The sequence below is a fragment of the Megasphaera sp. UBA4233 genome, from assembly GCF_002395615.1.
Classification (GTDB): domain Bacteria; phylum Bacillota; class Negativicutes; order Veillonellales; family Megasphaeraceae; genus Megasphaera; species Megasphaera hexanoica.
Genome location: NZ_DGXL01000020.1, coordinates 79,416 through 104,495 on the forward strand (window position 1 = coordinate 79,416; position 25,080 = coordinate 104,495).

Below are 25,080 nucleotides of genomic sequence, written 5' to 3' on the forward strand. Positions count from 1 at the left end.
TTTGAAATTTGGTATACTAAACTGTAAATGACTTTTCTTTCAGGAGGCAGATAGCATGAGCTGGTGGCGTGATATTTTCCGTCAATGCGTATTTATGAGCTTTTTCATTATTCCCATTCCCATTGGATCCTATACGATTCATAGTGGCTCCAGTGCGGCTGTGGCGCTCATATCCCATCTGGCTCTGTCTTTTCTGATCCCTCTGGCCTATGTGGGCACGAAGGAAGCGGCGTTTGGCCCGAAACATGCCCGTATCAGCCGTATAAGCTTTGTCATTGCCTGGCTGGTACTGGCAGCTATTGGCGGTGCATTCAGCGCCTTTATGGGGCAGATATGGAAGACATCTTCCTTCTGGGAATGGCCTACCATCGGTCGTGATATTGTTTTTATCGGTATTATGTATGGCGAACTATGTGCGACTATGTTGGGAGCCTATGTCCTGAGCCGGTTTCATGATACCTGCAGAAAAGAGCGTGTGTAAATGAATAACCCATCGTGGCGTCCCTATGGGCTTCATCTGGCCTGGCAGTGCGTCTGGCTGATCCCTGTTCCTTTTGGGGCGTTTGTTTCTGATAAAGGATTTCTTACCGTTTTGTCTTTTCTTGTATTTTCCCTGGGTTCTTTGACGGTGCCATTGCTGCAGCGTCATCGGCAAGTGAGAAATCAAGGATATACCTTGTATGCTTCACCGGGAATGTATTTCTATGGCGCCTTGACTGGTCTTATGCTGGTGACGGGCTTTTTTGACAGCCTGATAGGTACGAGTCTATGGCAGAATTATTATAGCCGGGTCATTCTGTATGCGTGCTGGATGATCGTAACGATCCTTGTACAAAATCTGCTGGCATGGGGCTTTGATTTCTGGAAAAAACGGCGCAGGAAATATGCCTGGTCGGAATTTTTCGACCCGGTGCTGTATGCGTTGCCTATCCCCCTTTCGTTTATGACGATGTGCTTCTTTCCCGTACTGGACACGACGGGTCTGGATGGGCCGCTCATTGGCGTCTTTATTCTCCTGGGGCTTTGCGTTTTTCTGCTCATCGCTTTTGTTCTGGCTTCGTTCGCGCTATACTTTTACCCTGCAAAAGAACGGTTTCCCAAAACGGGCGACCGTATCGTTCAGCTCATACGGATTCTTTGCATGAGTCTGGCCTGGCTGGCCCTCAATATGCCGGCATCTCCGTATATCCGGTTCGTCGTAGGTCATACGCCGCTATCGGAAAATAGTATTCTGACGCTGCTTGTTCCTCTTGCTGGAGAGACTATTTCTATCATAGCTGCCGTAGCTGGCAGCAATCTCATTCCACTTATCTGGAACAGGCTGCACCGGAGTCAGGCATAGGGACTGATTTCATTGCCAATCATATATTACAGACAGATACAAAAAAGCTGTCCTTTGCAGGACAGCTTTTTTGTGTACATACAGATATTCAGCTTTTTGCACGCTGTTCCTGCATAAATGGCTGTTTCATGATGACGAAACGCACTACATAAGTCATCCAGCCAATGAAGACAGCGGTACAGCCACCGAGGAAGGTGGGCAGATCCAGTGTCGTCATAGCATAGAAACAATAGATGATGGAAACACCGGCAAAGAAATAAGCCGTATTCCGGTTGCACTGGGTATTGGAAATCCCTTCCGTATCGAGAATGGATTTGAGGGCTGCTGAACAGAGAATATAAGGAATTACGTTAGTAACGACAGCCAGGTTTGCGAGGTTTTCAAATTGTTCGGCCAGAGTCGGGCTGATGGTCATGAGGGATAAAAAGCTCTGCATGACCAGGATGAGCATCATGCCTTTAAGAGGAACATCGGCATCGGTAACTTTGGCAAATACCTTCGGGAACAGACCGCGCTGAGCACTTGTTTTAAAGACCCGGGCCAGCGTAAACTGCCAGGAAAGAAGAGAGCCGGCACAGGAGAAGACCATGAGTCCCATGACCGCTTTGCCTGCTGTAGAACCGAGCATGGTGGCGAAAGCCAGGCCGAACGGAGCACTTGAATTGAGGATATCGTTGTTGGGAACGACACCGGCAATGACGTTGGTCGATGCTACGTAGATGACGGCAACGGCAACGGTGCTGACGAAGGTCGCAATGGGGACGGCACGCTGCGGGTTTTCTACGGCATCCATATTGACAGCTGCCGATTCAAATCCCAGGAAGGACCAGAGCGTGAGGGCGATAGAATTGCCAATAGCGTCCCCCAGACCAAAATGGTTCGGATTCCATGAGCTGACCCACAGCTGGGGATCGAACCAGTACCAGCCGATGAGGGAAATACCCAGAACAGGGATAATGGCTCCCCAGATAGTTATCGTGCTTAGTTTGCCGGAGTAACGTGAACCGCTGAAGTTAAGTGCAGCAGCAATCCAAAGAAGTGCTATAGTATATAGACATGTCTGCAACGGCGTCAGTTCAGTGCCAAAGAAGCCAGCACCATAACCGACGGCTGAAATAGCAATAGCTACGTTTGCAATGACAATAGAGACGGAATAGGAATAACTTGTCATGAAATGTCCAAGACATCCGAACCGATACTCAGCATAACCTCCCATGCCACCCGGCTTGGTAGAGAACATACCACATCGGGCGAACGTCAGTGCCAGGGCTAAAGAGCCGAGAGAAGTAATAATCCAGGAAATAATCGAAATCGTGCCTACTTCGGCAAGTTTCGTCGGCAGCATGATGATGCCGGCACCGAGCATGTTGGCCGCTGCTACAAAGGTCAGCTGAACCAAAGACATTTTACGACGTGAAGTTTTCATTATCAGTCCTTCTTTCTTAGGGCCGGAGACGTGTCGTATCAGGCCGTCTCCCTTGTCATAGTATGGTAAAAATATAGCCCGTTTTTATAGCTAGTACATTGTAGCATGTTTACTATGAAAATTAAATGGTTTTTCGATAAAAAAATAAAATAGTATGATAATTTTTTAAAATCGATAGCCTGGGTATTTTTGGCAGTGTTATTGAAAAAATTTCAAAAAAAAGACAGCCACTATAAAGTGACTGTCTTTTTTAAGACCATCTAGTCGGAATTAGTCGCACATTTTAATTGCTACGGCTGTACCCTGGCCACCGCCGATGCACAGGGAAGCGAGGCCATAACGGGAACCATTGCGGCCCGGTTCTGCCAATGCATAGAGCAGAGTCGTGAGGATACGGGCACCGGAGCAGCCTACGGGGTGACCGAGGGAGATACCGGAACCATAGATGTTTGTTTTGCTCATGTCAGCGCCGAGCTGCTGGCAGCAATATACAGCCTGAGCTGCGAAAGCTTCGTTCAATTCAACCAGTTCGAAGTCTTCCATTTTGAGGCCGGTTTTCTTGAACAGTTTATGGCAGGCCGGGATAGGACCAGTACCCATGATAGCCGGTTCAACACCTGCTGAAGCCCAGTCGAGGATTTCAGCAATCGGTTTGATACCGAGTTCTTCGGCTTTTTTCTTGCTCATGAGAACTAGTGCGCAAGCAGCATCGTTGATACCGGAAGCGTTACCAGCTGTAACTGTGCCGTCTTTTGTGAAAGCCGGTTTTAATTTAGCGAGGCCTTCCAGTGTGGTTTCCGGACGGATATGTTCATCCTTCGTAATGACGATATCGCCTTTTTTGCGGTTGTGGATCGTTACAGGAGCAATCTGAGCATCGAATTTGCCTTCAGCCTGGGCTTTGGCAGCACGCATCTGGGAATTGTAAGCGCATTCATCCTGCTGCTGACGGGTTACGCCAAAGCGGGATGCGATGTTTTCTGCCGTTACGCCCATGTGATAGCCATTTTCTGTGCAAACCAGGCCATCACGGAGCATCGTATCTTCGAGGACACCATTGCCCATACGATAGCCACGGCGTGCTTTTGCGATAACATACGGAGCGTTGGACATGGATTCCATACCGCCGACGATTACGCAGTCAGCGTCGCCGAGTTCAATCTGCTGAGCGCCGAGGGATACAGCACGAAGGCCGGACCCGCACAGTTTATTGATAGTAAATGCAGGAACTTCCTGAGGAATACCGGAATGGAGAGCTACCTGGCGGGCTGTGTTTTCGCCGCAGCCAGCTGTCAGAACATGACCCATGATAACTTCATCAATCTGATCTACAGGAACTTTTGCACGTTCGATAGCAGCTTTAACAGCAACGATACCGAGCTGGACAGCTGTTACGTCTTTGAACTGGCCGTTGAAGCTGCCGATAGGAGTACGAGCTGCACTTACGATGACTACATTTTTCATTGAAAAACCACCCTTTCTGAGTACAAATAAAATAGTATATCTGTTAGTAGATGTAATATCTGCCACATAGACACTATTTATATCCTGGTGCTTGGGGATTGTGATGGAGCTCTCTTTCTGAATGAAAAAGCTGAGTTCTAAATTTCACAATCTCTATGTGTATATAGTACATTTTTTCACATGGATTTGCAAGTAAAAATTGAAGGAATTCTATACCAAATACTCATATTTATTCTCCAATATTTCCTAAACAGAATACACAATTACCTATCATATTTAAAATATGTATTTACGAACGCGTTCGAGAATACATTGTATAATAAACGATATATGTCAATATGTACTAATTGAGATAAATTTCACAAACTCTGCAAAGGTCTGCATTTAGAAATTCAGGCTGATTCCTTCCTGATTATTCATGGAATATCCGCCTTTTTCGACGAAGAAAAATTCTGCAGCCGAGTTTTCTTCTTCCAGCGGATGAAGCCGTTTGACAATGCCATAGGGGGTGTCGAGAGACAATTCATCCCCGTTGCCGCCAATGAGCCAGAGTATCTTGTAGCCTGATGGAATGGTACGCAGCTTGTCTTCTCCTTTTCCATCGGTGAAATAGAGAAGAAGGTCTATTTTATGTTTATTAGCGTATTCGATGACCGGTGCATAACAGGTGCCACCCCGCCCGGCAGGACGGGCCTGCAGGTCTTTGATTGTCCGGACGGTATATACTTTGCGGATGTGGTCGTCACATTGTATGATAGTGATTTCCGTTTTATATTCCCGTACAATCTGGAAGACTTCTTCCATAGCCTGTTTGAACTCGTCATCACTGATGCTGCCGCTGATATCGAGAGCAATATATATTTTGGCCTTGTAATTGCGCAGCTGTCCCCGCAGGTCCAGCCGTTCCGGCTGGCGGCGGTTGCGGCGGGCCGTCGTTTTTTTGTTGCCGCTGGCTACAGTACCGGCCAGCTTTTTCAGATAGAAATGCCAGGGAAGAGTATGATTGCTGTCCTTGATCTGGGCTATGGCATTGGCAATATGATCCGACAATTTGCCCCGGCTTGCGGCATCGACATATTTTTCTGTGAATCGTCCCAGAAGCTGGGCATCGATCGTGTCTGATTCATTCCAGACATCATGAGTGCGCAGAGGGTCGAATTTGGTCAGGATATCTGTATCAGCCGTATTATCCTCATCGGTGATAGTCGTCGTCTTTTCCCGTTTATCAATGGCTTCCTGTATTTCCTGTACATAATCTTCCAGTGTACCAAATGGCGTAAGATAGAGATGGTACTGCAGATTGACCCAGTCGAGTGTTGCCGCATCATCGGGAAGGGGACGCAGGTAAGTGTTGACGACGATATCCATGGCCAGATTCAGGGCCAGCTTGCTGTAATGATCCTGAAGGTCTTTGGCACGTTGCAGGTGTTGGAAGACGATGTGCAGGATTTCATGGCGGATGCAGTTTCCCATCTGGTCAATCGTCAGGGGAAGGAAGATGAAGGGATTGAAATACATGACATACTTTGCTCCCTTGAAATTCGTCGCCGTGGCCGAACCGATATTGAGGCGGATTTCTTTTCCCATCTGGAAAAAGAAATATCCATAGAAATTATCTTTGTCATCGAGCAGTTTCAAACTGATTTTGCTGACAAATTCGAAGAATTCCCGCACAAAGTCTGCCGGTAAGTCTTTTGCCCGGCAGGCCTTATCGGAAAGGCGCATTTCATTATCGGCCCATTGGTTCAGTTTTTGGTCGAGGAGTATGGCCTCGGTACGGAGTTGTTTATCCAATACAATCACCCGATTGCTTCATAGGTTTTAAAATAAGCATCAATAAAATGGTCATTCTTCAGGGCATATTTTCCGACTTCTTTCGTGTTATTGCGGATATCTTTCATTACGCCTATCATGAGATCGACCGGATAATAGTGCAGGAATGTCACCAGACGTTCGATTGCCTGATTGGGATCGATGGCACCTTCTATGAGCTTGCTGTCAAGCTGGCGCAGGATATTTTTGGCTGCCAGATACAGCCGGGTGTGGGATTCGTTCTCGATCTTTTTGATTGTTTCTGCGGTCATGGACGGACTGGAAAATACATCGGCGTATGACACGAGCGGCTGGGCGTCGGATTCGATGAAGTTGACGAATTCTTCGGCAATGACCTTTCCTACATTACCGCGGATTACATTGAAAAATACGTTCCTTGTATAGGATTCAGGATGTTTGGCATAAATACGGTAAATATCGGAAATCCGTTCGTAACTGCGCGGTGTCGCATTGATATCGTCTTCATTGCGCTGTGACAGATAGTCGGGGAAGGTAGAAATAAATTCCATGACCCGCGGTTCGATTCCCTTAGTGGCAGCCCAGTCCAGCCACTGCATGTAATCCGGTTCCATATACAGCCAGACAAAACGGTTTTTCTGGGCATCATCCATTTCTACAGTCTGATAATCATAGGTATCCGTGGGGTTCATGGCGGCGATGATACGTACGCTTTCGTCAAGGTGGTATCCATTGATTTCATGATTGAGTATGAGGTTCATCAGTTCCTGTTGTACGGCGTGTTCGCAGCGGTTGATTTCGTCGATGAAGAGGAGAACTGTTTTTCCTTCAGCCAGAGCTTCATCGATTTCTTTCAGTTTGTGATGAATGGCATAGACGGTCGTACGGTTTTCGACGGTAGGCAGGCCGCCGATTTCGCCTTCCTTTAAAATATTGCCATCAATATCGATGAGTGTCCATCCGTTTTCTGCCGCCAGATCCGTAGCCAGGGCTGTCTTGCCAATCCCTGTTTCCCCGATGAGAAGTGGAACCGCCTGAGCGGCTAAAACGAGTTTTACACTTTGCAGTGTGTCATTATAATTCATGAATATTCCATCCTATCTCTGTAAAATCTAATAAAAATCTAATAAAACAATATTATACGATATAAAAATTATATCTTAATACTACTATATAATAATACAATAATAAATGATGACCAGCAAATGGTAAAGAAGAAATAGCTGATTTTCCTGTGGCACGTGGGGAATCTTTTATTGAATCTTTAATTTTTCATCGACCGTAACCTGTTTGGCTTTCCGGCTCCCATATTGGTAGACGAATAATAATTTATCGATCGGACTCCAGCCATAGTCTGTTTCGATGCGCCGGCAGCCAATGAAATCCCGTACATATTTTTCCGGCACATCTTCCTGGGATAATGTTTCTTTCAGGACACTTTTCAGGTCGTCATTGCTGATGAGCCGGTTGCGGGGCAGATAGCGGATGACCAGAATATTGATTTTTAAAAATGTAAGCAGTGTTTCTTTATCCGTATCGACAAATAAACGGATTGCCTGTTCATTATTGGCAATGGCAATGCACTGCGCTTCGAAGGAAGGTTTGTCTATATAACGCAGGGCGGTGTAGTTAATGGCGGCCGCCGCTGCCTGGACGTGAGGCGTCGGATGTTTGATGTAGCGGATGGCATCGTAATTTTGCCGTATGGCAGCGAGTTGCAATTCTTCACTGGGGTTTTCTGCATACTGGATAGCCCATCCTGACTGCTGGATGGCTTCCATGATGAGCCATTCCGGCGGATGTTTGATGTATGCCAGGTTTGTCCAGCTTTTGTGCACGGCTTGTTTCAATAATTCTTTAGGGGCATTGGGAATGAACTGGATGGCTTTTGCTGTGTTTTTTAAAGCAGTCAGTTGCATTTCTTTTGTCGGATTGTCAATAAACTCCAGAACCAGTCCGTTTTCGCGCAGAGCGGTCAATTTCATTTCTTCTGTAGGATTGGGAATGTGCTGCAGGGAAAATGGATTGATCTTGATCATTCGCATGTAGTCTTCTGCACTTTTTGTATTTGGCGGTGGAACCGATACGTTAGTATTGTACACGGCTTCAGGCACCTCCTTTACGATAAACGTTTTTCTACATCTTTTATTTTACGTTTTTTGCGGCTGTTTTACAACTGCTAAATCTCTTTACGTTTCAGCAACGTGTTCTGTTTATCGTTGGGAAATCCTGTTAGGTTATATTTATAAGTTTATACTTATTTTATAAAATTACGGTTATGTTCACGGATTAGGCTTATACTTAAAAAAATAAAGACAAAGTAAAAATAGGTGATAAAGCAGATAAATAAGGAGATTTATGGTAAATTTCTACTAGAAAAGAGAAGCTGTAAGACCGGTATTTCCCTCTTGATTTTAAAAAATGAAAGCAGTATTATAATGGCAGATAGGGAATGGAACACCTTATCGAGATATGTTATTATTTATATATAATGATAATTTATTCAAGATTATTCAGGAGGATGACCATCATGAGTGCAAATGTAAAATTGCTGATTGCTGTTGGAGCACTGATGTCTTTTAGTTTTGTTGCTAATCTTCTTTAATATATAATTGCCTTGATTGTCGTGTTCTTTAGGATGGTGAAACAGATGAATACGAACGTAAAACTGCTGATTGCCGTAGCTGCATTGATGTCTTTCAGCTTCATTGCCAATCTGATCTGATTGTATAAAGTAAAAAACCGCTGTTGCCTGACGGGACAGCGGTTTTTTTGTGCGCCCGGTATAGGTGTACGCCGGGCAGGACGGAGTTACTTTTAGACTCACAGTATATATTATGGAAAATAATAAGCGGCAAAGTAACAAGTAAGCGGTTCCTCATCATTGAGAAACCGCTTACTTGTTAGTGGTGCGCCTAGAAGGATTCGAACCTTCGCACCCGGTTCCGGAGTCCACGGAGCCTGGTATTGACGGAGTTGTATCTACTTGTATACAGTAGTATGAATGCCCTTTACAGGCAAATTCCAGTTATAGCCAGATATATAGAGTTGCATCTAAATAAGACCCAAAATAAGACCCAGATTATTGATGTTCTTTTACAGCATCCTCCACCAGGGAATTGAGGTACATTGTCGGTGTGGCAATCCGGGACTGCAGTACTTCTGCATAATATTTTGCAGTCGTATCGATATTAGTGTGTCGGGCAAACTGGCTGGCCTCTTTCAAATTGACTTTTTGCATGGCATAAGTGACAGCCATTTTCCGGAAGCCCTGGGCGTTAACTTTCGGCAGGTCATATTTTTTCAAGAAGCTATGAAGCCAGTGAGTGAAGGTAGAAGGCAGGATAGGGGAACCGTCTACATTGGTGAAGAATTTCGTGCTGTGCGGCATATCAAAATATTGTTCTTTCTGTATTCGCTCTGTATTATACCGCTTCAGGATATTCAAAGTTATGGGTGCTATGTACATGGTTTGGGCGCTGGAGGCCGTTTTGGTCTCTTCTTTATAGATAACCTTACCGCCAACGAAAACACCAGTCACAGCGACGCGTAGCGTTCCCTTTTCAAAATCTACGTTCGCTTCATCCAGCCCACATATTTCAGACCGGCGCAGTCCGTCTGTAAAAGCTAACATGAAAAACGCCTGATATTTTAACGGGGCTTTAGCCAGCAGGAGATACAGAAACCGGGACAGGTCCTCTTCCTGCATAATGGGCTGCGGCTTTGTCCGCTGTTTCGGTGCATCGACACGACAGCAGGGGTTTTCGTCTATCAGTTCCCATTTGACGGCTTTATTCAGGATAGCGGACAGAAGCTTGAAGTGCATTGCGACAGTCCTACTGGACAGTGGGCCTTTGCCGTCTGCTCGCGCGTTCGGTTCCTGCAATTTCCGGATGAACAGATGAATATGTTTCGGGCGAAGCTTGTTGACCCGGATATGGCCCAGCAATTTATTGATCCGAGCGATAAGCTGGAGGTTCCGTTCCTGTGTCGTCGGCGACTGCTTGCATCCGTAGTTGTCCCACCAGTATTGGATGATGTCAGCTACTGTCTGGTCATTCTTTGTTCTGACTCCGGACTTTAATAATTTCCGTTCAAACGCAACGGCCTCTCGCATAGCAGCCGTCTTCGATAAGGCCCCGTCAATTGTTTTTGTTCGTTTTCGCTGATACCCCAGGTCATCATAGCCCAGGTATGCGATGATTCTCCAGTTTTTTCCACGACGTACGATAGTAGCCATATTTGAGACACTCCCTTTCTTTTAAATCCGAATTCAGATTCAATGGAGCTTTATTATAATGTCTGGTATAATACAGGTCCTGGATTCATAGTTAATCTTTTCCGTTAGCACTCTTTGGGGGTGCTTTTTTATTATAAAAAAAGAGCTACCAGGCTATTAGCCATAGTAACTCTTTTCGCATCATTAGTATGTGCGGGCGAACCGCTTATGGCTATATTATATAATGACTTGGTGGGTGTGTCAATCTTATCACTATACTAAAAAAAAAGCGCCCCTCAGAACGAGAGACGCTTTTTGTTTTGCCTTTTACAAGACAATGGTGAAAAATAGGTTTTGGGATTCAAGCCCAATTTGTAATTTTATTATATGCGCTCTTGTTCTGTTCTGTCAATAGTATCAACTATGATATTTTTTGCTATTTTAACCTTAACCGTATTTAAATCTGCTTTGCTGATTTTTATGCCATAAAGCGGATGAGTCTTTCGCCTGGGAAAATTGATTCTGGCTTTACTAAGTGTTCTAAGCTGATTCGTCTCCACGATGCTGCCATCCTTCATCTTTTCTCTAAGCTGCATAATAGCTTTATTGTTCTCAAGAAGGCTCTGTAGTCCTTTATTAAGTATAACCTCATATTTTATATGAAATTCATTATCTGTTATTTTGTTTGTCATTAAGCTCACGATGTCTTGTCGTAGCGCTGTATATTCAGGCATTTGCAGATCAAAGTTATTTAATACCTTCATCGCAAGAAGCTTGGGTATAGGGACCTGCAGTTCGTGCTCCCATGGCTTCGGATGTTTATGTTTAGGTTTTTTCGATGTCATCGGCACCACCGTAAGGAATTGAGACTTTTTCATATCATGGGTATCTAAAACAATAGCGTAATGGGGATAGCTGAATTCATGGTCGATGCCGCAGCCAAAATCAACAAATATAATCTGTCCTTCTTCATACCGGGGAAGATACGAGGGCCTGAAAGTATATTCGCTCTGTTTCAACTGAATATATCGCTGTAACCATGCAAGAAATCTATTAAAGTTTTTCAAACTGTTGCTCCTTAAGGAAGAAGCGTATCTTCGATAAGATTTTAAAATTTCGCTAGGTGTTTGACGTTCCATACGTATTCCTTTCTAAAATTTCCGTCTCATCTCCACAACTTTTCCAATGATCTGAATAGGTAGCTGCTCTATATCCTTATTTGAATAGAATTGTGGGGAGTATGCAGCGACGTTATGTCCGATAAGGGTGATGCCGGCAGGGGACTCTTTGACTTCTTTGACGGTGGCGTCATTGCCATTAATCAGAACGATAGCGATATCCCCGGAATCCACGTTGGATTGCTTCCGGACGATAACCACGTCGCCTTCCTTCAGCGTCGGTTCCATAGAGGCCCCGTGTACTTGTAAAGCGAAGAACTCACCGGTTTTTGCCAGTTCTGGTGTAATTTCCTCATAATCCAGTATTTCTTGTATAGCCTCCAGTGGAATACCGGCAACGACACGGCCCAGGACAGGAATACGGACACCTTTTTTATTACCAGACAGAGGAGGTATACCTTTCAACAAGTAATCCGTTGTAACATGAAAGAAGTCGGCTAGTGCTATTGCTTCATCATCCCTTAAAGGGCGCTTCCCCAATTCAATTCTATTGAGGACAATACGATTCATTCCTATAGCAGCGGCTACTTCTTTTTGTTGTAAATCTCGTTCTTTTCTTAATTTTGTAATTCTCTGTCCAGATGTCATTTTTTATCACCTCTAATTATTTACGATTTGTAACTTTATTCAATTATAATTGTTACAAATCGTAAAATCAAATAAAGTTACAAACTGTAACTTTATTTTAATATAGACCTTGACAAGTTACAAAATGTAAATTATAATATACTCATAAAAGTTACATAATGTAACTAATAAGAAAGGAAGTGATAAGCATGACAACAGTGGATTTGGATTATATCAAGAAACGCCGTGAGGAATTAGGTATTACACAAGCACAAATGGCTAAAGAACTGGGGCTTAGCAACCCTTCTGGTTATAACCATTATGAAAACGGAAACAGAAAATTCACGGCAGCATTAATGCCGATTATGGCAAAGATTTTACAATGCCCAATGGAAAAGCTATATACATAATATTTTTTACCTTTTAAAGTTATAAAATAGAACTTAAAAGAAGGAGGAACGAAGAAAAGTATGGCAGGCCTCGAGGAGATGATACAGTTGGGCATAACAAAAAAGAACCCTGTGGGGACAGGGCTCTAGTAAATAGCAGGATGCCGGGATTTCTTGGGCGGGTTATTCGCTACGGTCGGCACCACCTATGCGTTGCACCTTCTGATTACACATCCGTTTCATCAGCTTGGCTCATGGTTGTCCCTTACAGGAGTTTCCATGAATTAACCCGGTTTGCATTAACCGTTACCGATTAATGGGGCATGGTTATACCCTTTCTTTCATAAGCCTTTCGAGCTAAAGAGCTCAAGTTTCTATCATGGAGAGCTTGAGCCGTGGACACAGCCTCAAAGGATTTAAACGCATCAGCGACTCGGGGCGCAGCGTTTAACGATTTAATCGCATCCGCTAACATCCCGCCGTCTTGGAATGTAGAAACTATTTTATTAGTAGATTCAATCATACCTTTTAATGCATCACTTTCCGTTACAGCCACCATTCATGTTATCGCATCGGCTTTTTATCCAATGCTTCTGCAGGTTACCCTGCAGTTCAGCATATATCATCATCCTGCTATATAGCTTATACAACATATAGTATACATGACATAGAAAGGGCGGTCAATACCTATGAACCGGATTAAAGAAGTACGACAAAAAAAGAACATCTCATTATATCGGCTATCAAAGGAAACAGGCATCGCATATAAGAATCTATGGCTCATCGAGCATGATGCTGATACGCGTGTTTCTACACTAAAGAAAATCGCCGACGCATTGGGCTGCAACGCGTCGGATCTGATCGATTAAGGAGGCGAGCACATGACGAACGAAGAAAAGCTAGCCATTGTATTGCAATTAATGAATGGGTTAAAAGCGAACGAATGGCGACGCATCCAAATCATTATTGACCGTCAATATGAAGAAAAGGCCACCAAGCTGGCACTTGATGACCTTTCCTGTGAATCCATTGAACAATTAGCTAATCATTTGCATAAAGCCTTAGAAAGAACCTTGAAGAGCAATTCCTGATTTAGCTTAGTACTTAATTGAAACGCTCCGAGGATAGCGGATTCGAGAGAAGTTTCCCCGGATGCGTTCGACAATATCGTTTTAATCTTGGATTCATCATACGAAGCCATAATCTCTGATTGTGCTTCAGCAAAAATTTCCTGTAATTCTTTTTCAGTCATAATACTCACCTCCTTTCATGGTCATTATAACATTGGGAGGTGATGTAAAAGGAGCTGATTCTTATGATGTTATGCGTAGACGATGTCATCCGGCGGTACTTTACGACAGCGGATGGCAGGCCAATGTTTTCCAGGGACATGGTGTACCGCATGGCCCGGCGGAAAGAAATCCCGTCTATGAAAGTCGGGCGCCGTGTCCTGTTCAGCGACAAGGCACTGGACAAATGGGTGAAAGAACAAAACGAACTGCCGATTACTGAATAGAAGGAGGTGAACGAGATGGATAAAAAACTACAATCCCCAGCAGCCTGGATCAACTCAAGATATCATCCGGAGGCCCCGGAGCCAGAGGAACCAGAATTCAGTGAAGACGTCATTGATGAAATCATCCGGCTGCAGGATCAGGCAGATGACGCTATGTGTCTTGTCATCTTACTGAGTGGTATCATCCTGACGGCCATGGCCATCATATACATCATGTGGGCCAATAACCTGATTATATTTATTCATTAAAGGAGACGAGACACATGGGCGAATATGCGAAATACAATGGGGAAGAAATCAAAATAGGCACCTGCGAATCGATGTATTATCTCCGCTGGGACCAGAGACATCTGGTAGAAGCGGAACCAGGGAACGTCAATCCGGTCAAGGAAATCAACAGCATTTGGTTCCGGCTTCCACGGATACTGGAATCCTTACAGAGCCCAGGGGATTTTGACTTTAACGGATATTGTGGGGCAAGACCGATTCCTATCTTCATCGATCACAACTCTCAGTTGGAGGCGGATGTAGATGAACTGCTGGAAGATGAAACAGCACTAGGTATGATCAGCGGGGAGGCCGGGGACTCAGGCATCCACTACCGGATACCATGCAATCACGGGCATATATTAAAGGAACCGCCAACAGGAGTTGTATATAACGGATTCCACGGCCACACGCTGGGCATTGAAGCAGTAGGCGTCCGGGTCCAACTCGAGTCAGCAGAAAAACCGGATGACGGGCAAGAGTTCCGATGGGCGGGATTTGTACGTGTTGCCTGCAGGGTCTGTGGTAGGACACTGTTCCGTTTTTCAAGAGATGAACTCAGCATGTGCCACGTATTACATATAGGTACGCATGAAGAGAACGTCATGAATATTCTGGATTTCAACGCTCTCCCGGATTATCTGGAACAGATGGAAATCGACGCAGAAAAGGATATGCCTGCCAATCTGTATGGATGGGAACGGCTGCGCAGAGACAAAAAAATATAGCGCCCGGGGAACCGGACGCTATAGAAGCCAAGGAGCTTCTGAACACTAGACACACATTCAGTATACCACAAGAAAAGGAGACCTTCAAATGAAAATCAACATCGAACTGAACACGAAAGACATCGCAAACGCAAAACAGGAAAGCATCAATACGATCACGGCAGCTTTACAGGCCATCGCCCAGGCGGATGAAGTTACTTCCGTAATCAATACTTCCGCTCCAGTTACAGTAATGACTACAGATGAACCCAAAGCACACGGACAACAGCCGAAAACCGTCAAAAAGGCGTCCAGACCTAAGAAAGAACAGGACAAAGATATCGAACTGGAACCAGCCACTCAGGAAAAAACGGTAGCGCAGGAAGAACCAGCCACTCAGGAAAAAACGGATACTTCGGAAAAACCGGTAACGCAGGAAGAACCGGCAACCCCAGAAGAACCTGTACAGGAAGCTGCTGTGGATCGCCAGGCTGTCCAGAACCGGCTGAAAGAAATCGCAAAAGCCGGCAAAGCGAAGGGAATCAAGGAGATCCTCACAAAACGGAATGTCCGCAAATTCTCGGAACTGCCTGATGAAGATCTGGCGGACGTACTGAAGGAGGCCGAAGCGTTATGAGTAAGCACGCATTATTGAGTCCGAGCAGTGCACACCGCTGGCTGGTGTGCACGCCCTCGGCCCGGCTGGAAGCACAGTACCCGGATTCTGCCGGGGAAAGTGCAAAGGAAGGCACGTTCGCCCATAAACTGGCAGAATTGGCACTGCAACGGTATGTAAAGACCATCGGCGATATGAAATACCAGCAGGAAGTCAAAGCGCTTAAAAGCGGAAAATCCAGGTTTGGTGACTACTACACCCGGGACATGGATGAGTATGTCGGCGAATACGTTGACCTGGTGATCCAGAAATTTGAGGATGCTAAAGAGAAGGACACGGAAGCGGCATTACTTCTGGAACAGTCCCTCGACTTCTCTGACTGGGTGCCGGAAGGGTTTGGCCGTGGCGATGCCATCGTCATTGCAGACGGGACGCTGGAAATCATCGACCTGAAATATGGCCGGAATACCCCTGTGACGGCAGTCAACAATCCGCAGATTCGTTTATACGGGTTAGGAGCCTACAACACGTTCGGTGCCATATATGACATCGAAACGGTCTGCCTGACTATCATGCAGCCCCGCAACGGGGGCGAAAGCTCTGAGGTCCTCAGTGTTGGCGATTTACTGGATTGGGCAGTATCTATTCAACCGTCCGCACAAAAGGCGTATGAAGGGAAAGGCGATTTAACGCCGGGTCCACACTGCCAGTTCTGCCGGGCTGCGGTCCGGTGCCGGGCGCTGGCGGCCTATCAGCTGGACATGGCCAAATATGATTTCAAAGACGCAGACCAGCTGACGGATACGGAGGTGGCCGATGTACTGGCCCGGACGGACGAACTGGTGACCTGGGCCAATAAAGTCAAGTCCTACGCCCTTACGGAAGCCGTGGAACATGACGTGCACTGGCCTGGCTGGAAACTGGTGGAGGGACGGGCCGTCCGTAAAATCAGTGAGCCGGACCAGGCGGCGGAAGTCTTATCTGTCCAGTATGGCCATACAGAGGACGAGATTTACAAGCCCCGGGAGCTCAAGACGATTACCCAGCTGGAAAAGATCATCGGCAAGAAGACGCTGGCCGACGAGCTGGCCGGGCTGCTCATTAAACCGCCGGGCAAACCTACGCTAGTACCGGAAAGCGACAAGCGCCCGGAATGGAACTCGGCGCAAAACGATTTTAAAGCCATTTAAGGAGGAAACATCATGAAAGAAAAAAAGACGAAAGTAATTATCCCTTGCCGTATCTCTTATGCCCACATCTGGGAGGGGGAACCAGATGATAACGGTAAGATCAAATATTCTGCAGCCATTCTGATCCCGAAGGACGACACCAAGACAATCGCTAAAGTGGAAAGTGCAGTCAAAGCGGCCATCGAGGAAGGGAAAAGCAAGCTCGCCAATACAAAAGGCGTCGTCCCTAGGAATATCAAGCTCCCACTGCGTGATGCCGACGAAGAAGATATTGATGATCCTAATTATGCAGGGATGATGTTCTTCAATGCCAGCAGCACCCGTAAACCTCAGGTCGTGGACAGGCATGTACAGCCTATCTTGGATCCAGAAGAAGTGTACAGCGGATGCTACTGCAATGTATCCGTGAATTTCTTCGCCTTTGCGAAGGAAGGCAATAAAGGTATTGCCGCAGGCCTGAACAACATTCAGAAAGTCCGGGACGGCGAACGGCTTGCCGGTGGATCTACAGCGGAAGAGGATTTTGAAGTATTAGATGATGACTCGGATGACGATATATTTGATTAGGAGTGATCCCTATGGTGGTAGGTGTAGTCTTTCGGGGTACACCCTATAAAATTTACGACTATTTGACGGATTTGCCGCTCTGCAAAGGTGATTTAGTCGTAGTACCTACCGGCCCTCTTGCCAAAGGCGATACAGCGGATATTTCGGAGCGGTTCGTAACCGTGGCCCGGGTGGTCCGGCGGCGGACCGCCTCCGCCAAAGCCTTTGCCTGGGTCATACAGAAAGTAGACATGACGGCGTTTGTGAACCGTATGGACGGAGAGATTGTCGAGGCGATGCTGGAATGAAAATACTAGCCATCGACCTGGAAACCTACAGTTCCATAGACATTCGGAAAGCCGGGCTATACAAATACGTGGAGAATAGTGAAATCCTATTGTTCGCCTATACTTACGATGATGAACCCGTCCGTGTTGTTGACATGGCTTGTGGTGAAACCGTGCCGGAAAATGTACTGGCTGACCTAGATAATCCGGATGTCCTAAAAACCGCTTTTAACGCAGCTTTTGAAATGCATGTGCTGGGGCACTGGCTGGGAAGACGACTGGACCCGGCACAATGGTTTTGCACGATGGTACAGAGTTATACCCTGGGATTGCCGGGAAGCCTGAAGGATGTAGGCAAAGTCCTGAACCTGGCCGAAGACAAGCAGAAATTGGCTACTGGCAGCCGTCTTATCCAGTACTTCTGCAAGCCCTGCCGCCCAACCAAAGCCAACGGCGGGCGGACACGAAACCGGCCCGCAGACGCCCCGGAAAAATGGGAGCTGTTTAAAACATACAACGGGCAGGACGTGGAGGCAGAACGAGCTATCCGAAAAAAGATTGACAGATTTTACCCGAACACCACGGAACGGAAACTCTGGTGCCTGGATCAGAAAATTAACGATGCCGGAGTCAGGATTGACGAAACACTGGTCCGGCAAGCCATTACCTTAGATGCCCGAATCAAAGAGGACGTCCTGCAGAAAGCCGTCCGCTTAACAGGAATGAGTAATCCGAACAGCAATGCACAACTGCTTGACTGGTTTGAACAACAGGAAGGCTGGCGGCCTGAGACGCTGGATAAGAAAGCCCGGGCAGAGCTGTTACAGGATGACAGCCTTTCCACAAAGACACGGACAATGCTCCAGTATAAGCAGCTGCTATCCAAGACCTCAGTCAAGAAGTACGTGGCCATGGAGACGGCGGAATGCGCAGACGGCCGGGTTCACGGGATGCTCCAGTTTTACGGGGCCGCCCGGACCGGCCGCTGGGCCGGACGGCTGGTACAGTTGCACAACCTGCCCCAGAATCATCTGGATGATCTGGACGACGCCCGGGAAATGGTTAAAGCTGGGGATCTGGACAGTCTGGATATCTTCTATGATAACCCCTCCGATGTCCTATCCCAGCTTATCCGCACGGCGTTCATAGCCGGAAATGGGAAACGCTTTATCGTAGCGGACTTTTCCGCTATTGAAGCCCGGGTCATTGCCTGGTACGCAGATGAAGCATGGCGCCTGCAGGCCTTTGCCGATGGCAAGGACATCTATTGCGCCTCTGCATCCCGAATGTTCGGGGTGCCGGTCGTCAAGCACGGCATTAACGGCGAACTCCGACAGAAAGGCAAAGTGGCGGAACTGGCCTGTGGATACGGCGGCGGTGTGAACGCCCTGAAAGCGTTCGGAGCGGACAAAATGGGACTGACAGAAGAACACATGCAGGACATCATCCGTAAATGGCGGCAGTCCTCCCCGCATATCGTCAAGATGTGGAGTGAGGTAGAAAACGCGGCAAAGACAGCCATACGCCATAAAGGGGCCCGCGTTAGATACCGTCACGGTCTGGAGTTCTATACACAAGCCGGACTCCTGTTTATCCAGCTTCCCAGTGGACGGGCTATCGCCTATGTCAAGCCCCGGATTGAACAGGAAGACGAGTTTAACAGGGAAACCCTGACTTACGAAGGCACCGTTCTCAATGGCGGTTGGGGACGGAATTACACCTGGGGTGGAAAACTGGTGGAAAACATTGTACAGGCCACGGCCCGTGATTGTCTGGCTATGGCTATGTTCCGACTGGATGAAGCCGGTTATAAAATCGTCATGCATGTACATGATGAAGTTATTTTGGAAATGCCGTATGGTACAGGAAGCCTGGAGGAAGCCGCGGGCATCATGGGCCAGCCCATACCCTGGGCACCCGGCCTTCTGCTCCGGGCTGACGGCTACGAGACACCTTATTACAAGAAGGACTGATGTTATGAACAGACAAACGATACTGAAGAAGCTGGCAGCGTTTACAGCTAACGCCAAAGACGCACCCACCGGCACAAACCGGGAGGTATTCCGGTACCTGTATTTCACTGGGCATGAAGTCGTGGCCACAGACGCACACTGGCTGGCTATCCTTAAAGATGAACTGACAGAGAACCCACATTATGAAGATGCTAACGGGAGCAAAGTGAACCTGCCAAATCCGTATCCAGATTACAGACGGATCCTCATACCAAGAGATCAGATTGGCTGGGAATATGTATTTCCCGAAGAAGCAGACATCCTGCAACGGCTCAAACACCTGTTCACGGGAATGGCCAGTGCAGTTAAGGACACATCTTTCAATAAACGGCCGTCCGTCCTGATACATAAATCGGAAAACCTGGAATTGTTCAGCGCCTGCAAAGAACTCCAGATCCATACACAGCTCCTGTCCGGACTGACAGATCCATTCACTTTTGAAGGTTATTATTTCCTGTCCTATTTGATTAAAGCCTTTGATTTCCTGGGAGCCGCTGGAGGCGGAAAGGTAAGATTATACGTTCCAAAAAGAGGCGTACCGAAGGCAGGTCCTTTGCTAACGTTGGAAACACCTCGTGCGTTGGTACTAGGCGGCCCAGTCGGTATGGAACGAGTAACTATCAATCCAGTACAAGATTTCGTAAAACAGCTGGACAAGCCTGCCCAGGATGACAAGCAAGCGGATACAGATTTGGATTTTTTAGATTAAGGAGACTACATTATGGACACGAACACACTGAAACGGATTGATTCATTCATGGATCAACAGCTCAATGCACTGAAGATGTTATTAGACCTCGTGGATACCTGTGAAGAAAAGAAACTGACAAACGCCGTAGATGATACAGAATTACAGCAGCTGAAGGACGCCACGGCGGACATGATGCTGGCCTGCACGACTTCCAAGAAACTGGTGGAAGCGCTGAAGCCCGTACTGGAAACAGGGGAAAAGACCAAGACTAAAAAGCAGACAAAGTCTAAAAAGGCAGAACCTACTAAGGTGGAAAAAGAACCTGCAGAGCTTCCGGCTAAAGAAGAACTGGTTCCGGATCCGCCCGATGAGGACGACATGGATTTCCTGGATTAGGATGTGACGACATATGGAAACGCTATTCTATTTGGAAATCCCGACATTCTACCATGCCTACGCCCGGGAAGTGTATTCCGGGGCAGCAGGTACCCACAAAGGGCGGCTGGGCCCTGCTTACGTCATTGATGAGCGGTACTACTGCCTGAACTGCGGTACAAATTTCAAAGTTGAACATCGCCCAGTGCCTATGTCCTACCGCTTCAATGATGCCGTCGTCAGCTGTCCGGTATGCGGGCAATGGCTGTACAATCTGGGCCACAGGCAGGAAATAGCCGTACTAAGTGCACATGACGAACAGGACAGCGCGCCTATACGAATGACACTCCGTCTGAAGGAAACGAAAGACGCCGTTACGCTCCATGTCCAGGCCAGGGTTGTACATATGGACGCAGACAGACGGACATATATCTACAATAAGCAGGAACGCATCCAGTTCGATATCCGGCACCGCCAGACAGTATTTACCTACACCGTACGGGACCACGGTCTGCATACACACCAGGTACACACAAAAATCGGGAAGCTCCTGGACGATGATCTGTTCACTCACTCCCTGCTGCGCCATATCAACAGCCGCAATCTGGTATTCAAGACACATCTCTACCATACAGAACCGATTTTCGAGGCGCAGGACAAGCAACGGCGGACGGACATATATTTACTCCTAAAGACGCTACGGGAGGCCGTACAGCGGAAATGGAAGGCCATTTATGGGTACCCGTTAAAATCCCTGTTCGTCCCATCCGGCTCCCATCAGGGGCTGCTCCTGTTTCCGCTGTTCAATATCGCGTGGCGGCTTCAGTACCCGGACGCCAACAACCTGCCGCGGACGTTCAGTGGTGCATCCTACATGGCGCAGAGCTATCTAAAGGCCATGTTCTTCACAGAAGACCTGGTACAAGCCTACTGGCAGAATCCGTACACGAAAAAGAGGATCAGCAGCGTGCAGGCTGTCATCCGTCAACTAGGGCTCCCGGATATCCCGTTCGTCCGGCAGCAGCTATCCAGGGACCTGCTGGCCGGTCCAGTCCTGCAGCAGGTGTTTTCGATTGTTAAGAGCCCAGATTACGCCCGTCAGCTACTTGCGTGCCTCGGATGGAAGAACGAACCGAAGGACGCCGGAACACCTGCAGCCCGTTATATCGCGGCCTGGGAACTTGACACTATACGGAAGGCCCTGCGTTACTGGCCTGCCGAAGCAGTATTCCCAGTATTGCGGAAGAAGACCGTTCCCCTGTATGAATTACGGGATACAGTATCTATGATGGCTCAGATGCCTGATGATGCACTGAAACAGGCGAAACGGATACCTATCCGCAAAGCACATGATTGGCTGATAAACAAGATACAGGAAATCAAAGAGGCTGGGTTCCCGTTACGTGTACCGGATGCCATCCGGCGCCGCCTGACCATGCAGCTGGATAACGGGTACCTACAATTCTTCTTACCCCGGCATTCGCACGACCTGGACAGCGCATCCAAAATCTTTCACAACTGCGTCCGGACCTACAGCGCACGAGTTGCGAGCCGGGATTGCCAAATCGTATTGATGACGGATGACAACGGGCTGATGCGGGCCTGCCTGGAAGTACGGGATAACGCGCTTGTGCAGGCTAAACTAAAATTCAACAAACCTGTCTCAGAAGACGCTGCTATCAACAGCGCTATCCGGGATTGGTGCCGGATGACAGGCCTTGCCATAAAGACTGCTGACGTCCGGCAGATCCAATATCTTGTGCCGATAGAAAGGAGGGCGGTATAAATGGACACACCCATCAGGGACATCATCCTCAGCCACGACGGTGCACTGACGATTTCAACAGGCAGCAGCCGCCGGGCCAAAATCTGGAAGCAGAAGCAGGTATCCTGGTCGGCGCTGATCAAGCGGCTGAGCCGGACGAAACGGACAATGGAGACACAGGCACAATACCAGCAGATGGACAAGGCCAAACAGGACACCATCAAGGATGTCGGTGGTTTCGTAGGCGGTATGCTGAAGAACGGGCGGCGGACTGCCGCCTGCGCCGGCAAACGACAGCTCGTCACGCTGGACGCTGATTACGCGGACTCGTCCTTGTGGGACCTTGTTGAGTTATTATACAGCGATTATGCCATGTGCTGTTATTCAACACATAAGCATACACCCCAGAAGCCCCGGCTGCGGCTGGTGATACCACTGAACCGCCAGGTAACGCCGGATGAATACCAGGCCGTTGCCCGGAAGATTGCCGAGAATTTCGGTATCGATATGTTCGATGACACGACCTATCAGCCACAGCGGCTGATGTACTGGCCCAGCACGTCTGCTGACGGGGAGTTTTTCTTCCGCTGGCAGGACGGCGACTGGCTGGACGCCGACGCCATACTGGATGAGTACGAGGACTGGCAGGACCAGGCGTCCTGGCCCGTATCCGGCCGGCAGACGGATATCGTCAAACGGGCCATGAAAAAACAGGAAGACCCGGTAACGAAAGAAGGCATCGTCGGCACGTTCTGCCGGGCCTACTCCATCACGGAAGCCATCGAAACGTTCCTGCCGGATGTATATACTCCATGTGCTGGCCATGATGACCGTTTCACTTATACCGCAGGTTCCAGTACAGGCGGGGCCGTCGTGTATGAAAACAAATGGCTGTACAGCCACCATGCCACGGACCCGTCCTCGATGAAGCTCTGCAACGCTTTCGACCTGGTACGCATCCATAAATACGGCGACCTGGATGAAGGGCATACAACAGAAGACCCGACAAAGCTGCCAAGCTGGAAGAAGATGCTGAAGCTCTGCGCGGCAGACGCCACGCTCCGGGAACAGCAGATAAAGGAACGGATGCAGTCCGTACAGGACGAGTTCGGCGACCTGGGCGAAGACGAAGAAGAGAACTACGACTGGATGACCAAACTCAAGACTTCGGACAAGTCCGGGGCCATCCTGCCGACCCGGGCCAATATCCGGATCATCCTCAACAACGACAGCCATATCAAGGGGACGTTCGGCTGGGACGATTTCGCCCAGCGCATCGCCATTTTAAAGCCACCGAGCTGGCGGCAGGAAGACAACGTGAAGCCGTACTGGGGGGATGCCGATGACAGCGAGCTCCGCTACCTGCTGGAGACGCTGTACGGTATCGACAGCCGGCAGAAAATCGAGGACGAGACACTGAACGCAGCCATGCGCCACAGCTTCCACGATGTCCGCAACTACCTGCACGGCCTCACCTGGGACGGCACGTCACGGATGGAAACGTTGTTCATCGACTACCTGGGCGCACAGGACACGTCTTACGTCCGGACGGTGACACGGAAGATGCTCATCGCCGCCGTCGGCCGTGTCGAACACCCGGGGCTGAAATTCGACAACATGGTCGTACTGGAAGGACCGCAGGGGATCGGCAAGAGCTACATTTTCAAAAAACTGGGAAAAAAGTGGTTTTCTGACTCGCTGACAACCGTACAAGGGAAAGAGGCGTACGAACAGCTCCGGGGCTTCTGGATCATCGAAATGGGCGAATTAGCGGCCCTTAAAAAAAGCGAAGTCGAACCCATCAAGCAGTTCATCAGCAAACAAGTGGACAGCTACCGTGTCGCCTACGGGCGGCGCATTTCGGAATTCCCCCGGCAGTGCATCTTTGTTGGAACGACGAATGAATCGACATTCCTCCGGGACCACACAGGCAACCGCCGGTTCTGGCCTATCAAAGTCGGACTGGAGCCAATACGGAAATCGTTATGGGCCCCAGGTATCGATACGGAAATAGACCAGGTCTGGGCCGAGGCAGAAACCGCCTGGAAGGCCGGGGAAGATGTCTGGATAGGTAAAGATATGGAGCAGACCGCAAAAGACGTCCAGGCGGCGCATACAGAGGAAAATCCCTATGTTGGCATGATACAGGAGTTCCTGAATACGGACCTGCCGGAAAACTGGTACAAGCTGGATATCCAGACACGGCGGAATTTCATCCGTGGGGAAGGCTTTGAAATCGATATGGGCCACAGCTTCAAACGGACACGGATATGCCCGATGGAAGTTTGGTGCGAAATGTTAGGCGGGGACATGAAACGGTTCAGTAATTACGACCGGAAGGAAATCCGTGATGCCCTGGGTCAGCTGCCGGGCTGGGAGCTGTACAAGGAAGGGCGGGTCAACCTGTCATTCGGTAAATTCTACGGACAGCAACGGAGTTACGTCAAAAAGGGTTCTGAGGATGAAAGTATAAGACATGGCACCCGTTGGGATGTACAACACGAAAAATAAAAAGTCATTTAGCTATGCGGTAAGTTTTGCGGTAAGTCTTGCGGTAGGTAAAAGCCGCATGGTTAAGCCGTTTGTAGAAACATACCGCAGATATTGATAAAAAAGTGACCCAAAAATCATATAGAGATGGAGACCTGCTTGCTAGTTAATACATACATACGTATAGGCATACGTATACATACACACATATTTACCCTTATTTTATATATTATTTGCGGTGA

General features: G+C 47.9%; 26 protein-coding genes. 17 read left to right on the forward strand and 9 right to left on the reverse strand.

Annotation, left to right across the window (positions count from 1 at the left end):
- Positions 1–55 precede the first annotated feature (55 nt).
- Together B2U90_RS06435 and B2U90_RS06440 are read left to right on the forward strand one after the other, a co-directional pair.
- Complete coding sequence (locus tag B2U90_RS06435) at positions 56–481, forward strand: hypothetical protein (RefSeq protein WP_075581119.1); 426 nt, start codon at positions 56–58, stop codon at positions 479–481.
- Positions 482–1,342 (forward strand): hypothetical protein, encoded by an 861-nt coding sequence (locus tag B2U90_RS06440; RefSeq protein WP_292017390.1) that lies wholly within the window; start codon positions 482–484, stop codon positions 1,340–1,342. It abuts the gene before it with no gap.
- Between the two features lie 88 nt (positions 1,343–1,430).
- Here the strand turns inward: B2U90_RS06440 and potE are convergent, their stop codons facing one another.
- The 8 genes from potE to B2U90_RS06480 form a co-directional block, all read right to left on the reverse strand.
- Positions 1,431–2,768, reverse strand: a complete 1,338-nt coding sequence (gene potE, locus B2U90_RS06445; protein WP_292017391.1) for a putrescine-ornithine antiporter — start codon at positions 2,766–2,768, stop codon at positions 1,431–1,433.
- Between the two features lie 270 nt (positions 2,769–3,038).
- Positions 3,039–4,232, reverse strand: coding sequence for an acetyl-CoA C-acetyltransferase (locus B2U90_RS06450; RefSeq protein WP_059075873.1), 1,194 nt, complete (start codon positions 4,230–4,232; stop codon positions 3,039–3,041).
- 384 nt (positions 4,233–4,616) lie between these two features.
- Complete coding sequence (locus B2U90_RS06455; RefSeq protein WP_292017392.1) at positions 4,617–6,035, reverse strand: VWA-like domain-containing protein; 1,419 nt, start codon at positions 6,033–6,035, stop codon at positions 4,617–4,619.
- Positions 6,032–7,108 carry an AAA family ATPase gene (locus B2U90_RS06460; RefSeq protein WP_059075874.1) on the reverse strand — a complete coding sequence of 359 codons (1,077 nt, stop codon included), beginning with the start codon at positions 7,106–7,108 and terminating at the stop codon, positions 6,032–6,034. The genes B2U90_RS06455 and B2U90_RS06460 overlap by 4 nt, the downstream gene beginning before the upstream one ends.
- 168 nt (positions 7,109–7,276) lie before the next feature.
- Positions 7,277–8,125, reverse strand: a complete 849-nt coding sequence (locus B2U90_RS06465) for a DUF4116 domain-containing protein (RefSeq protein ID WP_236699635.1) — start codon at positions 8,123–8,125, stop codon at positions 7,277–7,279.
- Positions 8,126–9,105: 980 nt separating this feature from the next.
- Entirely contained in the window at positions 9,106–10,263 is a 1,158-nt protein-coding gene (locus B2U90_RS06470) for a tyrosine-type recombinase/integrase (RefSeq protein ID WP_292017393.1), read from the reverse strand.
- Positions 10,264–10,625: 362 nt separating this feature from the next.
- Positions 10,626–11,381, reverse strand: a complete 756-nt coding sequence (locus B2U90_RS06475) for a type II toxin-antitoxin system PemK/MazF family toxin (RefSeq protein WP_292017394.1) — start codon at positions 11,379–11,381, stop codon at positions 10,626–10,628.
- 12 nt (positions 11,382–11,393) lie between these two features.
- Positions 11,394–12,008: a helix-turn-helix domain-containing protein gene (locus B2U90_RS06480; RefSeq protein ID WP_292017395.1), complete on the reverse strand. Its 615-nt coding sequence runs from the start codon at positions 12,006–12,008 to the stop codon at positions 11,394–11,396.
- 188 nt (positions 12,009–12,196) lie between these two features.
- Between B2U90_RS06480 and B2U90_RS06485 the strand changes: the two genes are divergently transcribed.
- The 3 genes from B2U90_RS06485 (at position 12,197) to B2U90_RS06495 (ending at position 13,467) form a co-directional block, all read left to right on the forward strand.
- The gene (locus B2U90_RS06485; RefSeq protein WP_292017396.1) at positions 12,197–12,397 is read left to right on the forward strand and encodes a helix-turn-helix domain-containing protein; all 201 of its coding nucleotides are present in this window, start codon (positions 12,197–12,199) and stop codon (positions 12,395–12,397) included.
- A 668-nt stretch (positions 12,398–13,065) separates the two neighbouring features.
- Positions 13,066–13,245, forward strand: a complete 180-nt coding sequence (locus B2U90_RS06490; RefSeq protein ID WP_292017397.1) for a helix-turn-helix domain-containing protein — start codon at positions 13,066–13,068, stop codon at positions 13,243–13,245.
- 12 nt (positions 13,246–13,257) lie between these two features.
- Positions 13,258–13,467, forward strand: a complete 210-nt coding sequence (locus B2U90_RS06495; protein WP_292017398.1) for a hypothetical protein — start codon at positions 13,258–13,260, stop codon at positions 13,465–13,467.
- On the opposite strand, the gene B2U90_RS06500 is transcribed toward B2U90_RS06495, so the two are convergent.
- Positions 13,422–13,628, reverse strand: a complete 207-nt coding sequence (locus B2U90_RS06500) for a hypothetical protein (protein ID WP_292017399.1) — start codon at positions 13,626–13,628, stop codon at positions 13,422–13,424. The genes B2U90_RS06495 and B2U90_RS06500 overlap by 46 nt on opposite strands.
- A gap of 63 nt (positions 13,629–13,691) precedes the next feature.
- On the opposite strand from B2U90_RS06500, the gene B2U90_RS06505 reads away from it, so the two are divergent.
- From B2U90_RS06505 to B2U90_RS06560, 12 genes are all read left to right on the forward strand, one after another.
- A complete protein-coding gene (locus B2U90_RS06505) occupies positions 13,692–13,892 on the forward strand; it encodes a helix-turn-helix domain-containing protein (RefSeq protein ID WP_292017400.1) in 201 nt (66 codons plus the stop codon).
- 15 nt (positions 13,893–13,907) lie between these two features.
- Positions 13,908–14,141 (forward strand): hypothetical protein, encoded by a 234-nt coding sequence (locus B2U90_RS06510; RefSeq protein WP_292017401.1) that lies wholly within the window; start codon positions 13,908–13,910, stop codon positions 14,139–14,141.
- Between the two features lie 14 nt (positions 14,142–14,155).
- Positions 14,156–14,887: a hypothetical protein gene (locus tag B2U90_RS06515; protein ID WP_292017402.1), complete on the forward strand. Its 732-nt coding sequence runs from the start codon at positions 14,156–14,158 to the stop codon at positions 14,885–14,887.
- Positions 14,888–14,975: 88 nt separating this feature from the next.
- The gene (locus B2U90_RS06520) at positions 14,976–15,503 is read left to right on the forward strand and encodes a hypothetical protein (RefSeq protein ID WP_292017403.1); all 528 of its coding nucleotides are present in this window, start codon (positions 14,976–14,978) and stop codon (positions 15,501–15,503) included.
- Positions 15,500–16,672 (forward strand): DUF2800 domain-containing protein, encoded by a 1,173-nt coding sequence (locus B2U90_RS06525; protein ID WP_292017404.1) that lies wholly within the window; start codon positions 15,500–15,502, stop codon positions 16,670–16,672. Before B2U90_RS06520 ends, B2U90_RS06525 begins: the two co-directional genes overlap by 4 nt.
- Before the next feature lie 12 nt (positions 16,673–16,684).
- The gene (locus tag B2U90_RS06530; protein ID WP_292017405.1) at positions 16,685–17,239 is read left to right on the forward strand and encodes a DUF2815 family protein; all 555 of its coding nucleotides are present in this window, start codon (positions 16,685–16,687) and stop codon (positions 17,237–17,239) included.
- Positions 17,240–17,250: 11 nt separating this feature from the next.
- Entirely contained in the window at positions 17,251–17,526 is a 276-nt protein-coding gene (locus B2U90_RS06535) for a hypothetical protein (protein ID WP_292017406.1), read from the forward strand.
- A complete protein-coding gene (locus tag B2U90_RS06540; protein WP_292017407.1) occupies positions 17,523–19,478 on the forward strand; it encodes a DNA polymerase in 1,956 nt (651 codons plus the stop codon). Before B2U90_RS06535 ends, B2U90_RS06540 begins: the two co-directional genes overlap by 4 nt.
- Before the next feature lie 4 nt (positions 19,479–19,482).
- Entirely contained in the window at positions 19,483–20,226 is a 744-nt protein-coding gene (locus B2U90_RS06545; protein WP_292017408.1) for a hypothetical protein, read from the forward strand.
- A gap of 12 nt (positions 20,227–20,238) precedes the next feature.
- On the forward strand, positions 20,239–20,604 hold the full coding sequence (locus B2U90_RS06550) for a hypothetical protein (RefSeq protein WP_292017409.1): 366 nt from the start codon (positions 20,239–20,241) through the stop codon (positions 20,602–20,604).
- A gap of 13 nt (positions 20,605–20,617) precedes the next feature.
- Positions 20,618–22,369, forward strand: a complete 1,752-nt coding sequence (locus B2U90_RS06555; RefSeq protein ID WP_292017410.1) for a PcfJ domain-containing protein — start codon at positions 20,618–20,620, stop codon at positions 22,367–22,369.
- A complete protein-coding gene (locus B2U90_RS06560) occupies positions 22,370–24,859 on the forward strand; it encodes a virulence-associated E family protein (RefSeq protein ID WP_292017411.1) in 2,490 nt (829 codons plus the stop codon).
- Positions 24,860–25,080: the final 221 nt, after the last annotated feature.

Excerpts from the sequence above, each read along its gene's own strand:
- B2U90_RS06540 (WP_292017407.1), top strand. The coding sequence starts at position 17,523 with ATGAAAATACTAGCCATCGACCTGGAAACCTACAGTTCCATAGACATT.
- B2U90_RS06440 (WP_292017390.1), top strand. The coding sequence starts at position 482 with ATGAATAACCCATCGTGGCGTCCCTATGGGCTTCATCTGGCCTGGCAG.
- B2U90_RS06500 (WP_292017399.1), bottom strand. The coding sequence starts at position 13,628 with ATGACTGAAAAAGAATTACAGGAAATTTTTGCTGAAGCACAATCAGAG.
- B2U90_RS06450 (WP_059075873.1), bottom strand. The coding sequence starts at position 4,232 with ATGAAAAATGTAGTCATCGTAAGTGCAGCTCGTACTCCTATCGGCAGC.
- B2U90_RS06490 (WP_292017397.1), top strand. The coding sequence starts at position 13,066 with ATGAACCGGATTAAAGAAGTACGACAAAAAAAGAACATCTCATTATAT.
- B2U90_RS06495 (WP_292017398.1), top strand. The coding sequence starts at position 13,258 with ATGACGAACGAAGAAAAGCTAGCCATTGTATTGCAATTAATGAATGGG.
- B2U90_RS06530 (WP_292017405.1), top strand. The coding sequence starts at position 16,685 with ATGAAAGAAAAAAAGACGAAAGTAATTATCCCTTGCCGTATCTCTTAT.
- B2U90_RS06460 (WP_059075874.1), bottom strand. The coding sequence starts at position 7,108 with ATGAATTATAATGACACACTGCAAAGTGTAAAACTCGTTTTAGCCGCT.
- B2U90_RS06435 (WP_075581119.1), top strand. The coding sequence starts at position 56 with ATGAGCTGGTGGCGTGATATTTTCCGTCAATGCGTATTTATGAGCTTT.
- B2U90_RS06545 (WP_292017408.1), top strand. The coding sequence starts at position 19,483 with ATGAACAGACAAACGATACTGAAGAAGCTGGCAGCGTTTACAGCTAAC.
- B2U90_RS06505 (WP_292017400.1), top strand. The coding sequence starts at position 13,692 with ATGATGTTATGCGTAGACGATGTCATCCGGCGGTACTTTACGACAGCG.
- B2U90_RS06470 (WP_292017393.1), bottom strand. The coding sequence starts at position 10,263 with ATGGCTACTATCGTACGTCGTGGAAAAAACTGGAGAATCATCGCATAC.
- B2U90_RS06550 (WP_292017409.1), top strand. The coding sequence starts at position 20,239 with ATGGACACGAACACACTGAAACGGATTGATTCATTCATGGATCAACAG.
- B2U90_RS06515 (WP_292017402.1), top strand. The coding sequence starts at position 14,156 with ATGGGCGAATATGCGAAATACAATGGGGAAGAAATCAAAATAGGCACC.
- B2U90_RS06510 (WP_292017401.1), top strand. The coding sequence starts at position 13,908 with ATGGATAAAAAACTACAATCCCCAGCAGCCTGGATCAACTCAAGATAT.
- B2U90_RS06535 (WP_292017406.1), top strand. The coding sequence starts at position 17,251 with ATGGTGGTAGGTGTAGTCTTTCGGGGTACACCCTATAAAATTTACGAC.
- B2U90_RS06560 (WP_292017411.1), top strand. The coding sequence starts at position 22,370 with ATGGACACACCCATCAGGGACATCATCCTCAGCCACGACGGTGCACTG.
- B2U90_RS06520 (WP_292017403.1), top strand. The coding sequence starts at position 14,976 with ATGAAAATCAACATCGAACTGAACACGAAAGACATCGCAAACGCAAAA.
- B2U90_RS06485 (WP_292017396.1), top strand. The coding sequence starts at position 12,197 with ATGACAACAGTGGATTTGGATTATATCAAGAAACGCCGTGAGGAATTA.
- B2U90_RS06475 (WP_292017394.1), bottom strand. The coding sequence starts at position 11,381 with ATGGAACGTCAAACACCTAGCGAAATTTTAAAATCTTATCGAAGATAC.
- B2U90_RS06555 (WP_292017410.1), top strand. The coding sequence starts at position 20,618 with ATGGAAACGCTATTCTATTTGGAAATCCCGACATTCTACCATGCCTAC.
- B2U90_RS06480 (WP_292017395.1), bottom strand. The coding sequence starts at position 12,008 with ATGACATCTGGACAGAGAATTACAAAATTAAGAAAAGAACGAGATTTA.
- B2U90_RS06525 (WP_292017404.1), top strand. The coding sequence starts at position 15,500 with ATGAGTAAGCACGCATTATTGAGTCCGAGCAGTGCACACCGCTGGCTG.
- potE (WP_292017391.1), bottom strand. The coding sequence starts at position 2,768 with ATGAAAACTTCACGTCGTAAAATGTCTTTGGTTCAGCTGACCTTTGTA.